Annotated in this window: 13 protein-coding genes; 7 read left to right on the plus strand and 6 right to left on the minus strand. The window is 73.5% G+C overall.

Going from position 1 to position 13,270, the window contains the following annotated elements; genetic code table 11:
- Positions 1-127 precede the first annotated feature (127 nt).
- Positions 128-277 carry a hypothetical protein gene (locus tag LRP67_RS12160; RefSeq protein WP_231270441.1) on the minus strand — a complete coding sequence of 50 codons (150 nt, stop codon included), beginning with the start codon at positions 275-277 and terminating at the stop codon, positions 128-130.
- Between the two features lie 93 nt (positions 278-370).
- Here LRP67_RS12160 and LRP67_RS12165 point away from each other — a divergent pair, with 93 nt between their 5' ends.
- Positions 371-1,315, plus strand: a complete 945-nt coding sequence (locus LRP67_RS12165) for a helix-turn-helix domain-containing protein (protein ID WP_231270442.1) — start codon at positions 371-373, stop codon at positions 1,313-1,315.
- 61 nt (positions 1,316-1,376) lie between these two features.
- Positions 1,377-1,976, plus strand: coding sequence for a dephospho-CoA kinase (coaE, locus tag LRP67_RS12170; RefSeq protein WP_231270443.1), 600 nt, complete (start codon positions 1,377-1,379; stop codon positions 1,974-1,976).
- Here the strand turns inward: coaE and LRP67_RS12175 are convergent.
- The 3 genes from LRP67_RS12175 to LRP67_RS12185 form a co-directional block, all read right to left on the minus strand.
- Entirely contained in the window at positions 1,951-2,415 is a 465-nt protein-coding gene (locus LRP67_RS12175; RefSeq protein ID WP_231270444.1) for a GNAT family N-acetyltransferase, read from the minus strand. The two genes, coaE and LRP67_RS12175, sit on opposite strands and share 26 nt — an antisense overlap.
- Positions 2,416-2,425: 10 nt before the next feature.
- Positions 2,426-3,379, minus strand: a complete 954-nt coding sequence (locus LRP67_RS12180) for an RNA polymerase sigma factor RpoD/SigA (protein ID WP_231270445.1) — start codon at positions 3,377-3,379, stop codon at positions 2,426-2,428.
- A gap of 176 nt (positions 3,380-3,555) precedes the next feature.
- Entirely contained in the window at positions 3,556-5,694 is a 2,139-nt protein-coding gene (locus tag LRP67_RS12185; RefSeq protein ID WP_231270446.1) for a S9 family peptidase, read from the minus strand.
- A gap of 41 nt (positions 5,695-5,735) precedes the next feature.
- On the opposite strand from LRP67_RS12185, the gene pxpA reads away from it, so the two are divergent.
- The 3 genes from pxpA (at position 5,736) to LRP67_RS12200 (ending at position 8,268) form a co-directional block, all read left to right on the plus strand.
- Positions 5,736-6,434, plus strand: a complete 699-nt coding sequence (gene pxpA / locus LRP67_RS12190; protein WP_231270447.1) for a 5-oxoprolinase subunit PxpA — start codon at positions 5,736-5,738, stop codon at positions 6,432-6,434.
- A gap of 407 nt (positions 6,435-6,841) precedes the next feature.
- Positions 6,842-7,429 carry an allophanate hydrolase subunit 1 gene (locus LRP67_RS12195; RefSeq protein WP_231270448.1) on the plus strand — a complete coding sequence of 196 codons (588 nt, stop codon included), beginning with the start codon at positions 6,842-6,844 and terminating at the stop codon, positions 7,427-7,429.
- The gene (locus LRP67_RS12200; protein ID WP_231270449.1) at positions 7,426-8,268 is read left to right on the plus strand and encodes a biotin-dependent carboxyltransferase family protein; all 843 of its coding nucleotides are present in this window, start codon (positions 7,426-7,428) and stop codon (positions 8,266-8,268) included. Before LRP67_RS12195 ends, LRP67_RS12200 begins: the two co-directional genes overlap by 4 nt.
- Here the strand turns inward: LRP67_RS12200 and LRP67_RS12205 are convergent.
- Positions 8,255-9,256, minus strand: coding sequence for a GNAT family N-acetyltransferase (locus LRP67_RS12205; protein ID WP_231270450.1), 1,002 nt, complete (start codon positions 9,254-9,256; stop codon positions 8,255-8,257). The genes LRP67_RS12200 and LRP67_RS12205 overlap by 14 nt on opposite strands.
- 10 nt (positions 9,257-9,266) lie before the next feature.
- The gene (locus tag LRP67_RS12210) at positions 9,267-10,610 is read right to left on the minus strand and encodes a DNA polymerase IV (protein WP_231270451.1); all 1,344 of its coding nucleotides are present in this window, start codon (positions 10,608-10,610) and stop codon (positions 9,267-9,269) included.
- A 149-nt stretch (positions 10,611-10,759) separates the two neighbouring features.
- Here LRP67_RS12210 and LRP67_RS12215 point away from each other — a divergent pair, with 149 nt between their 5' ends.
- Both LRP67_RS12215 and LRP67_RS12220 read left to right on the plus strand, forming a co-directional pair.
- Positions 10,760-11,752 carry a DUF4192 domain-containing protein gene (locus tag LRP67_RS12215; RefSeq protein ID WP_231270452.1) on the plus strand — a complete coding sequence of 331 codons (993 nt, stop codon included), beginning with the start codon at positions 10,760-10,762 and terminating at the stop codon, positions 11,750-11,752.
- A gap of 57 nt (positions 11,753-11,809) precedes the next feature.
- Entirely contained in the window at positions 11,810-13,270 is a 1,461-nt protein-coding gene (locus LRP67_RS12220; RefSeq protein ID WP_231270453.1) for a glutamate--cysteine ligase, read from the plus strand.

The following is a 13,270-nucleotide window of genomic DNA, read 5'->3' on the forward strand; positions in this document are numbered from 1 at the left end:
CTATAACCCCGGGGCGGCCCCGGCCGGCCCCCCCCCCCCCCCCCCCCCCCCCCCGGCGGGCCCCCCCCCGGGGGGGGGGCCCCCTTCGGCGTTGTCGGAGGGCGGTGGCGTGGGCAGGCGGGCGGGCTCAGGTGACCCGGCCGCGCAGGGCGAGCGAGCCGAGCTCGTCGTGCTTCTCGGCGGTGTTGGCGGGACCGGCGAAGTGGTCGTGGCGCGCGTAGCTCACGAGCGCGGCGAAGCCGGCGATCAGGACGAGGAGGATCAGTACGGTGGTCATGGCAGCAATCATGCGCTGACCTGATTCGTGCCACGAGTGGCAGAAAGGCCGTACTCCATCGATTTACTGCCAACTCTCTGCCATGATGGCGGCATGCTCACCAACGTCGCCACCCTCGTCTACGACGGGGTCGCCCCGTTCGAGCTGGGCGTGCTCTGCGAGGCCTTCGGGATCGACCGCCGAGACGAGGGAGTGCCGTCCCTGGACTTCGCCGTCTGCGGCCCGGTCGTGGGCGCGGTGCCGACCACCATGGGCTTCTCGATCAACGTCGATCGTGGGCTGGACCGCCTGGAGGAGGCGGACCTGATCGCCGTGCCGGCGATGCCGCGCGGCGGCATCGTGCCCGACGGGGTCGTGACCGCGCTGCGGCGCGCCCACGAGCGCGGCGCGCGCATCCTCTCGGTGTGCTCGGGCGCGTTCACGCTCGGGGCGGCCGGGCTGCTGGACGGCCGCGACTGCACCACGCACTGGCGCTACACCGAGGAGCTGGCGCGGCGCTTCCCGCTGGCCAGGGTCGTCCCCGAGGTCCTCTACGTCGACTCCGGCGACGTGGTCACCAGCGCCGGCTCGGCGGCCGGCCTGGACGCCGCGCTGCACGTGTGGCGCCAGGAGTACGGCGCCGCGGTGGCGAGCGCCGTGGCCCGCCGCATGGTCGTCCCGCCGCAGCGCGAGGGCGGCCAGGCGCAGTACATCGTGCGGGCCGTGCCGGAGTGCCGGGCCGAGACGCTGGGCCCCGTGCTGCAGTGGATCGCCGAGCACCTCGACGACGACCTCGGCGTGGACGCGCTGGCCCGGCGCGCCCACATGTCCTCGCGGACCTTCGCCCGGCGCTTCCGCGACGAGACCGGCACCACCCCGCACAGCTGGGTCACCGCCCAGCGGGTGCAGGCCGCCGAGGAGCTGCTCGAGCGCAGCGACGCCTCGGTGGACCGGATCGCGGCCGAGGTCGGCTTCGGCAACGCCGCCACGCTGCGCCACCACTTCACCCGGGTGCGGGGGGTCAGCCCTCAGCAGTACCGCCGCCAGTTCGCCTGCTGAGGCAGGTCCGTGGTCGGCGACCCCCGCGGGCAGTGAGTGCGGCCAGGGATACGGTGACGCCATGCGGGTGGGACTCACGGGCGGCATCGCCTCGGGCAAGAGCACGGTAGCGGCGATCCTGGCCCAGCTCGGCGCGGTCGTCATCGACGCCGACAAGCTGGCGCGGGAGGTGGTGGAGCGCGGTACGCCCGGGCTCACGGCGGTCGTGGAGGCCTTCGGCGAGGCGCTGCTGACCCCGGACGGCGACCTCGACCGCCCGGCCATGGGGACCCTCGTCTTCGGCGATGAGGCCAAGCGCCGGACGCTGGAGCAGATCGTCCACCCGCTGGTCTTCGAGCGGATCGTCGCGCTCGAGGAGGCGGCGCCCGAGGGCGCCGTGGTGGTCCACGACATCCCCCTGCTCGCCGAGTCGGGTCGCGGGGACACCTTCGACGCCGTCCTTGTCGTGGATGTGCCTCCCGAGACGCAGGTCGAGCGGATGCTGCGCGACCGGGGCTGGACCCGCGAGGACGCGCAGGCGCGGATCTCGTCCCAGGCGACCCGTGAGGAGCGCCTGGCGGTGGCGACGCACGTCATCGACAACACCGGCTCGCTGGAGGACCTGCGCCTGCGGGTCGAGGAGGTCTACGCCGGGCTCACGGACGCAGCGCGAGCGTCATGAACGTGCTGGCCGGGTCGGGGCCGTAGCCGGCGAATGGCCCGCACTCGGCGAACCCGTGGCGCGCGTAGAGCGCCCGGGCCGGTGCGAAGAAGGCGAAGGACCCGGTCTCGAGGCTGACCCGCTCGTAGCCCGCCGCCCGCGCCTCCTCCAGGACCCTCGTCAGGAGCGCGGTCGCCACGCCCTGCCGGGTGCGCGTCGTGGCGGTGCGCATCGACTTGAGCTCGGCGTGCCCGCTCGTGAGCTCCTTGAGAGCGGCGCAGCCGAGCAGCTCGCCGTCCTCGGCCACCGCCGTCCAGAAGCAGACCCCGGGGGCGCGCAGCCCGTCCAGGTCGAGGGCGTGGCTGCTGCCCGGGGGGCTGACGGCTCGCAGCTCGGCCACGTGCTCGGACAGGAACGCGACGACCTCCGCGCTGCGGAGGTCGTCGCGCTGGATGCGCATGCTCAGGAGCTCAGGCGGCCAGATCGGGGTCGCCGAGGCGGCGCAGCTTCTGAAGCGCCTCCCGCTCGAGCTGGCGGACCCGCTCGGCGGAGATGCCGTGCTTGACGCCGATGTCGGCCAGCTTGTGCTGCCGCCCGTCGACCAGGCCGTAGCGCGACCGGATGATGTCGGCGGCGCGGTCGTCGAGCTGTCCGACCAGGCGGTTGAGGCGCTCGCGGGACTCGACGTCCACGACGGTGAGATCGGGCCCGGGGGCCGTCTCCTGGGCCATCAGGTCACCGAGGGAGGTGTCGCCGTCGGCGTCGACGGGGGAGTCGAGGCTGACGTGCTCGCGGCCCCACGACATCAGGTCGAGGACCCGGTCGACGTCCATGCCCAGCTCCTCGGCGATCTCCCTCGGGTCCGGGTCGCGGCCCAGCTGGCGCTCGAGCGTGCGACGCGCGCCGCCCACCTGGTTGAGCTCCTCCACGACGTGGACGGGGAGCCGCACGACGCGGGCCTGCTGGGCGATGCCACGGGTGATGGCCTGGCGCACCCACCAGGTGGCGTACGTGGAGAACTTGTAGCCCTTGGTGTAGTCGAACTTCTCGACCGCGCGGATCAGACCGGTGTTGCCCTCCTGGATCAGGTCGAGCATCGGCATCTGGGCGCGGCCATACTTGCGCGCGATGGAGACGACGAGGCGCAGGTTGGCCGAGATGAACAGGTCGACGGCCTTGCGGCCCTCCTCGGCGAGCCACTCGAGCTCCTGGGCCGTGGCGTGGCCGGGGGCGCCGCCCTTGCGCCGGCCGACGCGGCCCTCCGCGAGCAGCGCCTCCGCCATGAGGCCGGCCTCGATCGTCTTGGAGAGCTCCACCTCGGTCGCCGCGTCGAGAAGGGGGGTGCGCGCGATCTCGTCGAGGTACAGGCCGACGCTGTCGCGCCCCTCGATCTCGCGCGTGGCCGTTGCAGTCCGTGCCGCCATGGGGTCCCTCCTCACTGCAAGGTGACCCTTCACCCTGCGATAACCCAACGCTCCCGGTGGAACGAGGATTCCCGGTCCCCCATAAGAGCCTTCGTCATGAATGACGAAGCGGATTGCCCCAGAGTTGCCACGGTGTCGAACTCTCAGGGACTTCTCAGGGGTACCCAGACGCGGAGTCAGGCAAGCCGCATCCGGTCCAGAATCCAGGCGAGCGAGAAAGCGCGGTCGTGCCAGGCCTTGTAGCGACCCGAGACGCCGCCGTGGCCGGCGGCCATCTCGATGCGCAGGAGCACGTCCGGCTCGACCGCCGTGGCCCGCAGTCGGGCCACCCACTTGGCCGGCTCCACGTACAGCACCCGGGTGTCGTTGAACGACGTCTCGGCCAGGATCGGCGGGTAGCGCACCGCCGCCACGTTGTCGTACGGCGCGTAGCCGGCGATGTAGTCGTAGACCTCCGGGTCCGCCTCCGGGTTGCCCCACTCGTCGTACTCCGTGACGGTCAGCGGCAGCGTGGCGTCCAGCATGGTGGTGAGGTTGTCCACGAACGGGACTCCGGCCACGATGCCCCCGAAGAGCTCCGGCGCCTGGTTGGCCACGGCCCCCATCAGCAGCCCGCCGGCGCTCGCGCCCTCGGCGACGAGGGTCTCCGGCGTGGCCCAGCCGGTGTCGACCAGGTGACGCGCGCAGGCGATGAAGTCGGAGAAGGTGTTCTGCTTGTGCATCATCTTGCCGTCGTCGTACCACCGACGGCCGAGCTCGCCGCCGCCGCGCACGTGCGCGATCGCGAAGGCGGCGCCGCGGTCGAGCAGGGAGAGGCGGGCCACGGAGAAGTACGGGTCGATCGACGCCTCGTAGGCCCCGTAACCGTAGAGGAGGACCGGCACCGGCCCGGTGCCGCCGCCGACGCCCTCGCGGGAGCCGCGGCGCGCCACGATCGAGATCGGGACCTGCTCGCCGTCGTCGGCGCTCGCCCAGAGCCGGTGCTCCTCGTAGTCGGCCGGGTCGTAGCCGCCCAGGACCGGGGTGCGCCGCCGCAGCACCAGCTCGCGGGTGCGGACGTCGTAGTCGTAGATCGAGGCCGGGACCGCCATCGTGGTGTAGCCCAGGCGGACGGTCGGCTGGATGAAGGAGGGGTTGCCACCGGACCCCACGGTGTAGACGGGTGCGTCGAACTCCACGAGGTAGTCGTCGGACACGCCCGCCTCGCCCAGCTCCAGGATCCGCAACTGGGTCAGGCCCTGGCTGCGCTGGTGGACGACCAGGTGGCCGGCGAACGCGTCGACGTCCTCGAGCCGGGTCGCCGGGTCGTGGGCGATGAGCGGCTGCCACTGCGACGACGGCGTCGGCGCGATCGGGGCGGCGGCCAGCTCGAAGTCGGGGCCGGTGGCGTTGTGCAGGACCAGGAACCGGTCCTGACCGGCGATCACGGCGTGCTCGAGGGAGTACTCGACCCCCTCCTGGCGCTTGCAGAACAGGCGGAAGCCCGCGTCCGGCTCGTCGGCGTCGAGGAAGCGGTACTCCGAGGTGGTCTTCGAGCCCGAGGCGATGACGAGGAACCGGTCGCTGCGGGTGCGGCCGAGGCCGACGAAGAACCGCCCGTCGGTCTCGTGGTGCACCAGCTCGTCATCGTCCTGGCTGGTGCCGAGCGCGTGGCGCCAGATCTTATCCGAGCGCCAGCTCTCGTCGACGGTGGAGTAGTAGACGTTCTCGCCTGCTCGGTCCCAGGTGACCCCGCCCAGGACGCCCTCGATGACGTCGGGCAACAGCTCGCGGGTGCCCAGATCGAGGATCCGGACGGTGTAGCGCTCGTCGCCCTTCACGTCGGTGGAGTAGGCCAGCAGAGTCTCATCCGGGCTGATGCTGGAGCCGCCGAGCGAGAAGAAGTCGTGGCCCTCGGCCAGCTGGTTCAGGTCGAGCAGCAGCTCCTCGCCGGGCAGGGCCGGCTCGTCGACCGACGCGTCCTCGGCCGGGACCGGCGGGCTCCAGTCCTCGGGGTCGATCACGGGCACCCGACAGCTCGCGCCGTACTCGCGGCCCTCGAAGGAGCGGGCGTAGTACCAGTGGCCCCGGTTTCGCGTCGGCACCGACAGGTCGGTCTCGCGGGTGCGGGCCTTGATCTCCTCGAAGATCGTCTGCCGCAGCCCGGCCAGGTGCTCGGTGCGCGCCTCGGTGTAGGCGTTCTCCGCCTCGAGGTGTGCCACCACCTCGGGCGACTCCTTGTCGCGCAGCCACTCGTAGGCGTCGACGCGGGTGCGCCCGTGGTGCTCGGTGGTGACGGGGCGCGCGGGGGCGACTGGAGGGACGGGGGCGGTCATGCCATGCACGCTATCCAGCCGCTGGGTGAGAGGCTCGGCGGGTGGGTGAGCAGACGAGCATCGACCTCAACGCCGACCTGGGGGAGGAGGTGACCGACGACGCGGCGCTGCTGGCGGTGGTCACCAGCGCCAACGTCGCGTGCGGCTACCACGCGGGCTCGCCGGCGATCATGCGCGCGGTGTGCGCCGAGGCGGCCCGGCGCGGCGTCGTGGTCGGCGCCCAGGTCTCCTACGCCGACCGCGAGGGCTTCGGCCGCCGGCGCACCGACGTCGCCGCCGACGTCCTGCGCGAGCAGGTCGCCGACCAGGTCGGGCTGCTGCGGTCCCTGGCCCGTGAGGAAGGCACCGACGTGCGCTACCTCAAACCGCACGGCGCGCTCTACCACCGGGTGATCGACGACGAGCAGCAGGCGGCCGCGGTGCTGGCGGGCTCCGGTGACCTGCCGGTGCTCGGGATGGCGGGCGGCGCACTGTTGCGCCAGGCGCTCGCGGCCGGCCGCGCGGTGTGGCACGAGGGCTTCCCGGACCGCGCCTACGACGGGGCGGGCCGGCTGGTCTCGCGCGAGCGGCCCGGTGCGGTGCTCGGCGGGGCCACGGAGATCACCGCGCAGGCGCTCGCCCTGGCTCCCCGGGTGGACTCGCTGTGCCTGCACGGCGACGAGCCCGGGGCGGTCGCGCACGCGAGCGCCGTACGGCGAGTGCTGGAGGCCGGCGGCTGGGCGCTGCGCCCCTTCGCCTGACGCTCCACAGGTAGGGGCCAGACCTGTGGAAACGCTCCGGGATCTGTGGATGGAGCGGGCACTTCTGTGGAGGAGCCTGTGGGACCGGAAGTTTGTGGGAGTTCTTTCCCGCCACCCCTTGCGGGCGGTGCTCGCTGACCCGTAGAACTCTCCTACCAGATCGAGGCGGACCGCGAGGAAGACCGAGACCTGGTGATCGGACAGGATCGAAGACCCACACCGCGAGGCAACTCGAGGCGTCGGCCCGGTGACGGGGACGGCGGGGTCGGAGCACCAGTCATGATCGGCCGGGCGTCACCGTTTCCGGCCAAGCCGAGGGCCTCTTGATGCTCATACCGTCGAGAGGCCCTCACCCTTTTCCCGTTGGCGATCTGACGCCCGCGCGAACGTCGGGGCAGACTGCCGCCATGCAGCTGCGCGCGTTCGGTCCCCGGGCGGTGCTGGTCGAGCTGGGCGATGCCCACGCCGCGCTCGCGCTGGCGGCGTGGGCGCGCGGCGCCCGGCTGCCGGTGGCCGAGGTGGTGCCGGCGGCGCAGACGGTGCTCTTCGACGGGGTCCGGGATCCGGAGTCGCTGCGGGCGTCCCTGGCCGCGTGGGACGGCTCCGCGCCGACCCTGGAGCGGGCTCCGGTGGAGGTGCCGGTGACCTACGACGGGCAGGACCTGGCCTTCGTGGCCGAGCTGTGGGGCACCGACGTCGACGGCGTCGTCGAGAGGCACACGTCGACGGCGTTCGTCTCTGCGTTCTGCGGCTTCGCGCCAGGGTTCGCCTACCTGGCGGGCCTGGGCGGGTCCGTGCCGCGGCTCGACGCGCCGCGCTCGCGCGTGCCCGCCGGCGCGGTCGGCCTCGCCGGCGCCTGGTGCGGGGTCTACCCCACGGCCTCGCCGGGCGGCTGGCGCCTCCTGGGCCGTACGTCGATCCCGCTGTGGGACCCGGCCCTGGACGAGCCCGCGCTGCTGGCGCCGGGCACACCGGTGCGGTTCGTTCGCGCATGAGCCTGCACGTGGTGCGGCCCGGTCCGCTGGCCACTCTCCAGGACCGCGGGCGGCCGGGGCTGGCGCACCTCGGAGTGCCCCGGGCCGGCCCGCTGGATGCTCCGGCGGCGGACCTCGCCAACCGACTGGTCGGCAACGACCCGGGCGCCGCGCTCGTCGAGGCCACCTTCGGCGGCCTGGAGCTCCGCACGGACGCCGGGGCGTGGGTGGCGGTCACCGGCGCGCCGGTCCCGGTGGCGGTGGACGGCAGCCCGCGCGGCCACGCCTGCGCGCAGTGGCTGCCCGCGGGAGCGACCCTGCGCCTCGGGGTGCCTACGGCCGGCGTGCGCTGCTACGTGGCGGTCGCGGGCGGAGTCGACGTCGCGCCGGTGCTGGGCTCGCGCTCGACCGACACCCTGGCCTGGGTCGGCCCGCCGAGGCTGGTGGCCGGCACGACGCTGCCGGTCGGCCTCGCGGCGGGGCGCCCGGCCCCGCACGACACGCCCCGCCCGCCCGAGCCGGGACCGCTGCGGGTGCACGCGGGACCGCGCGCCGACTGGTTCGCGGCGGGGGCCCTCGCGGCGCTGTGCCGTGCGCCGTACGTCGTGGGGGAGGCGTCGGACCGGGTGGGGATGCGCCTGGTGGGGCCGGTGCCGCAGCGCGTGCGCGCCGAGGAGCTGCCGAGCGAGGGCATGGTGCTCGGCGCGGTGCAGGTGCCGCCGAGCGGGCAGCCGGTGGTCCTCTTGGCCGACCACCCGCCCACCGGGGGCTACCCGGTCCTGGCCGTCGTGGAGGAGGCGGACCTGTGGCAGTGCGCGCAGCTGAGGCCCGGCGACGAGGTGCGCTTCAGACGCGCCTGACGAACTCCACCGAGGCCTCCACCGGGCGGAAGCCGAGGAGCTCGTTGATCGAGATCATGTGGTCGTTGGTCTCGCCGTTCTGGGTCGTGACGCGCTCGAGGTGCGGGTGGCGCTCCTGGACCGCCCGCAGGTTGGCGGTCTTGACCGCCAGGCCGAGGCGGTGGCCGCGGTGCTCGCGGTGGACGAAGGTGCCCCACTGGTAGGCGTAGCGCGAGCCCTCGACGGGCGCGACCAGGGTCGACTGCGCGGCGACCACCCCATCGGGGGTCAGCGCGACACTCTCGAGGATCTCGCGGCCCATGGCGAGCGACATCTGGTAGCGCTCGGTCAGTCGCTCGGGCGTCATGACCTCCTCCTCGAAGTCGACGTCCCCGGTCGGGGCGTCCACGGCGAGCTGGCCGAGCAGGACGCACAGCGACTCGGCGTACTCGTCGGGGAACGGGCCGACGAAGGTCTCGATGCGGTAGCCGTCGGCCCTCTCGCGCGCGAGCGCCGACCACTGCGCCAGCCGCTCCTGGTCCACCGGGAGATCGAGGTGGCGCACCACCTCGATGTTGGACTGGGTGTAGCCGCGGTGCTCGGCGAAGGTGCGGTAGGGATGCTCGTCGAGCCGGTCGAAGGGGATCTTGGCGTCGGCGAGGAGCTCGGTGCGGCCGTCGGCGAGCGCCACGTCGGTGATCCGGTCCAGCAGGGCGGTGCCGACGCCGCGGCCTCGGTGCGGGGGGTCCACGCACACGTCGAGCCAGGCCTTGTCGGTGTTGTCGAGCAGGAACAGGAACCCGATCGCCGCACCGACCATGGTGTCGCCGTCGTACGCCGCGACGTACTCGGCGCGCTCGCCGCTGTCGGGCGCCCGCACCGCGGCGACGTACTCCTCGCACGTGACGCGGGGGGCGTCGGGACGGTCGACGTGGCGGGCGGCGTCGACCACCCGGTGCAGGTCGCGCATGACGGCGTCGTCGTGGATGTCGATCCGCCGCAGGTCCATGCCTTCGAGGCTAGGTCTCCTCGACGCCCTCCGCGAGCGAGTTTTCGGCCTCCGCCGGGAGCCACGGAGCGAGGTCGGGGTCGTCGATCGGGAAGGAGCGGACCGGACCGGCGGGTGTCTCGGCGGTCTCGAAGCGCACCGTCACCACCCCCCGCCCGGAGCCCCACACCCACCCCCGGCCGAGGTCGGCGTGGACGACGTCCGCGCCGGGCGCCCAGGTGGGGTGGCGGCTGGTCGGGGCCTGGACCGGCTCCGGCTCCTGCTCGACCACCTCGGGGTCGGACTCCCCGAACAGGTCGTCCTGGATCCAGTCGGCCAGGCCCGAGACGCCCACCCCGAGCAGCCGGACGCCGCCGGAGGTGTCGAGGTCGGCGAGCAGGGCGCGCGCCAGCCGGGCGATGGTGGCGGTGGCGTCCGTGGGGGAGGCCAGCGTGGAGGAGCGGCTCAGCGTCGTGAAGTCGTGCAGTCGCACCTTGATGGTGACCGTGCGCCCCGAGAGGCCGTGCTTGCGCAGGCGGGCGGCGACCTCGCCGGCCTGGCGAGCCAGCAGGCCCTCCATCAGCTTGCGGTCGGTCAGGTCGGTCTCGTAGGTGCCCTCGACGCTGACCGACTTGGTCTCCCGCTCGGCCAGGACCGGACGGTCGTCGTCTGCGCGCGCGAGGTGCCACAGGCCGGTGCCGTGGGCCTTGCCCACCAGCCGCACCAGCTCCTCGAGGCCCACCGACTCCAGGTCGGCGACCGTGTGGATGCCGGCGCGGCGCAGCCGCTCGGCCGTGGCCGGCCCGACGCCGGGGATCACGCTCACGTGCATGGGGCGCAGCAGCTCCACCTCGGTGCCCGGCGCGACGACGGTCAGGCCGTCGGGCTTGTCCAGCTCGCTGGCGACCTTGGCGATGAACTTCGACGAGCCGAGCCCGACCGAGGCGGTCAGGCCGTCGGTCACCTCGGCGACCCGCGCGCGCAGGTGCTCCGCGAAGGCCGTCAGGGTGGGCAGCTCCAGGTCGGGCAGGTCGGCGCGCTCGAGGTCCACGAACGCCTCGTCCAGCGAGAGCGGCTCGACCAGGGGGGAGACCGAGCGCAGCAGCCCCATCACCGCGTTGCTGGAGGCGCGGTAGGCGTGGAAGCGGCCGCTGAGGAAGGCCGCGTGAGGACACCGGGAGCGGGCCTCCCGGGTCGACATCGCCGACCGCACGCCGTACTTGCGGGCCTCGTAGGACGCCGTCGCCACCACGCCGCGCCCACCGACGCCGCCCACGACGACCGGCTTGCCCCGCAGCGACGGCTTGTCGCGCTGCTCGACCGCCGCGAAGAAGGCATCGAGGTCCAGGTGGAGGACCGAGGCCTGGGCGCGCACGCCCGCAAACTACCCGCGGCCACCGTCGGTGGCCGACCCCGGGGGAGAGAAGGCCGGTTGTCGTCCACAGGCAGACCCATCGACACCGACCGTCCCCAGCTCCGGCACCGGCGGGCGTGGCTGTCGGCGTGCGCGGGGACGTTGCCTGCATGACCCCCACCGAACCCATGACGATGGTCGCGCGCTGCCCCGAGGACGTCCTCGCGATGGTCTGCGTGACGCTCGGCTTCGACCCCGACGAGTCCGTGGCCATGCTCACCTTCGGCGGCCCGCGCGCCTTCCAGGCCCGCGTCGACCTGCCGCGGTGCCGAGCGGAGCTGCCGGAGACGGTCGAGTCCCTGCTCGGCCCCGCCACCGCCCACCGCGTGCGCCAGGTCGTCTTCGTCGTCTACACCGACGACGAGGTGCTGGCCCGCCAGGTGTGGCGCGGCCTGCGCGAGCGCTGTCGGCAGGCCGCGATCTCGGTGGTGGAGGCGCTGCGTGCCGACGGCCGCCGGTGGTACCCCCTGCTGCGCGGGGATCGGCTCATCCGGGAGATCGGCGTGGCCTACGACGTCACCGCGCACCCCTTCCTGGTCGACGCGGTGCTGCGGGGCCGGGTCACCCATGCCTCGCGCGACGCCCTCGACGCCACCTTGGACCCCCACCCGGGGCGGGTGGCCGCGGTGGAGGCGGCGCTGCCGGCCGGGGGGCCGCCGACCGGACCCGCCGCGCTGCTCGCGGAGGGTGACTGGGTGCGCAGCACGGTGCGGGGGCACGTGGTCGAGGACTCCCGCCCCGGCGACCACGCCGCCGCCCGGCTCCTGAGCGCGCTGCGGACCCCGCGCCTGCGCGATGCCGCGTGGGACCTCGTCGCCGGGGATGCCGCGGCCGCCCACGTCGAGCTCTGGTCAGATCTGGTGCGGCGCTGCCCTCGCGAGCTGCTCGCGGCACCGGCGTTCCTGCTGGGCTGGTCCGCTTGGCGCGCCGGCCACGGCGCGCTCGCGTGGTGTGCGCTGGACCGGGTCGCCGATGCCGACCCGGGCTACCCGCCGGCCGCGGAGCTCGCGCTGCTGCTGACGCACGCCGTGCCGCCGGACGCCTGGGAGCCCGACCTCGACTGGGCCGACGGGCTGCGACCGCCGCGCGGCAGGCCGGCATGAGGGCCACGCCTGTGCGGGTGAGGGTCTGGGCGGCGCTCGTCGCACTAGGGTGCGGCTATGGGCGAAGAGGTCGACGCACAGGAGTTCACCGGGGCCGACCGCACGCGGCACCGCGAGAAGGTCCGTCGCTGCCTCGACGTGTTCGCCCGGATGCTGCGCGAGGCGCGGTTCGACACCGACGACCCGATGACCGGCCTCGAGGTGGAGCTCAACCTCGTCGACGAGTTCGGCGACCCGGCGCTGAAGAACAGCGAGGCGCTGGAGGCGATCGCCGACCCGGACTTCCAGACCGAGCTCGGCCAGTTCAACATCGAGATCAACGTGCCACCCGCCAGGCTGCGCGAGTCCGGGTTGACCGTCTTCGAGGACAGCCTGCGGCGCAGCCTCAACGACGCCGAGCGCAAGTCCTCCGAGGTCGGGGCCCACCTGGTCATGATCGGGATCCTGCCCACCCTCGCCGAGGGCCACATGTCGGTGGCCTCGCTGAGCGGCAACCCTCGCTACCGGCTGCTGAGCGAGCAGATCCTGAACGCCCGCGGGGAGGACATCACGATCGCGGTCACCGGATCGGAGCGGCTGCGTACCTCCGCCGACTCGATCGTGCCCGAGGCCGCGTGCACCAGCACCCAGTTCCACGTGCAGACCTCGCCCGACCAGTTCGCTCAGTACTGGAACGCCTCGCAGGCGATCTCGGCGGTCCAGCTCGCGGTCGGGGCCAACTCGCCGTACCTCCTGGGCAAGGAGCTGTGGCGCGAGACCCGGATCCCGCTGTTCGAGCAGGCCACCGACACCCGTAGCGAGGAGCTGAAGGCGCAGGGCGTCCGCCCGCGGGTCTGGTTCGGCGAGCGGTGGGTGACCTCGGTGTTCGACCTGTTCGAGGAGAACGTCCGCTACTTCCCGGCGCTGCTGCCGATCACCGACGAGGAGGATCCGCTGGCGGTCCTGCAGGCCGGCGGGACCCCCGTGCTGTCCGAGCTGCGGCTGCACAACGGCACGATCTACCGCTGGAACCGTCCGGTCTACGACATCAACGACGGGGTGCCGCACCTGCGCGTGGAGAACCGGGTGCTCTCCGCCGGCCCCACGGTGGCCGACACCATCGCCAACGCGGCGTTCTACTTCGGCCTCGTGCGCGCGCTCGCCGAGAGCGAGCGGCCGCTGTGGTCCCAGATGTCGTTCAGCGCCGCCGAGGAGAACTTCCACGTGGCCGCCCAGCAGGGGATCGACGCGCAGATCTACTGGCCGGGCGTCGGGCAGGTGCAGGCGACCGAGCTGGTCCTGCGGCGGCTGCTGCCGATGGCGCAGCAGGGGCTGGAGGCGTGGGGAGCGTCTGGCGCCGAGATCGACCGCCTCCTCGGCATCGTCGAGCAACGCTGCCTCACGGGGCGCAACGGGGCGGAGTGGTTCGTGCGGCAGATGCGCGAGCGCGCCGGTGACGACCGCTCCGACGCACTGCGCGCGACCTTGCTCGACTATCGCGAGCGCATGCACACCAACGAGCCGGTGCACGCCTGGTAG

Origin of the sequence: Nocardioides sp. cx-169 (genome assembly GCF_021083605.1) — a bacterium.
Lineage (GTDB): Bacteria > Actinomycetota > Actinomycetes > Propionibacteriales > Nocardioidaceae > Nocardioides.

Excerpts from the sequence above, each read along its gene's own strand:
- LRP67_RS12160 (WP_231270441.1), bottom strand. The coding sequence starts at position 277 with ATGACCACCGTACTGATCCTCCTCGTCCTGATCGCCGGCTTCGCCGCG.
- LRP67_RS12165 (WP_231270442.1), top strand. The coding sequence starts at position 371 with ATGCTCACCAACGTCGCCACCCTCGTCTACGACGGGGTCGCCCCGTTC.
- coaE (WP_231270443.1), top strand. The coding sequence starts at position 1,377 with ATGCGGGTGGGACTCACGGGCGGCATCGCCTCGGGCAAGAGCACGGTA.
- LRP67_RS12175 (WP_231270444.1), bottom strand. The coding sequence starts at position 2,415 with ATGCGCATCCAGCGCGACGACCTCCGCAGCGCGGAGGTCGTCGCGTTC.
- LRP67_RS12180 (WP_231270445.1), bottom strand. The coding sequence starts at position 3,379 with ATGGCGGCACGGACTGCAACGGCCACGCGCGAGATCGAGGGGCGCGAC.
- LRP67_RS12185 (WP_231270446.1), bottom strand. The coding sequence starts at position 5,694 with ATGACCGCCCCCGTCCCTCCAGTCGCCCCCGCGCGCCCCGTCACCACC.
- LRP67_RS12195 (WP_231270448.1), top strand. The coding sequence starts at position 6,842 with ATGCAGCTGCGCGCGTTCGGTCCCCGGGCGGTGCTGGTCGAGCTGGGC.
- LRP67_RS12200 (WP_231270449.1), top strand. The coding sequence starts at position 7,426 with ATGAGCCTGCACGTGGTGCGGCCCGGTCCGCTGGCCACTCTCCAGGAC.
- LRP67_RS12205 (WP_231270450.1), bottom strand. The coding sequence starts at position 9,256 with ATGGACCTGCGGCGGATCGACATCCACGACGACGCCGTCATGCGCGAC.
- LRP67_RS12215 (WP_231270452.1), top strand. The coding sequence starts at position 10,760 with ATGACCCCCACCGAACCCATGACGATGGTCGCGCGCTGCCCCGAGGAC.
- LRP67_RS12220 (WP_231270453.1), top strand. The coding sequence starts at position 11,810 with ATGGGCGAAGAGGTCGACGCACAGGAGTTCACCGGGGCCGACCGCACG.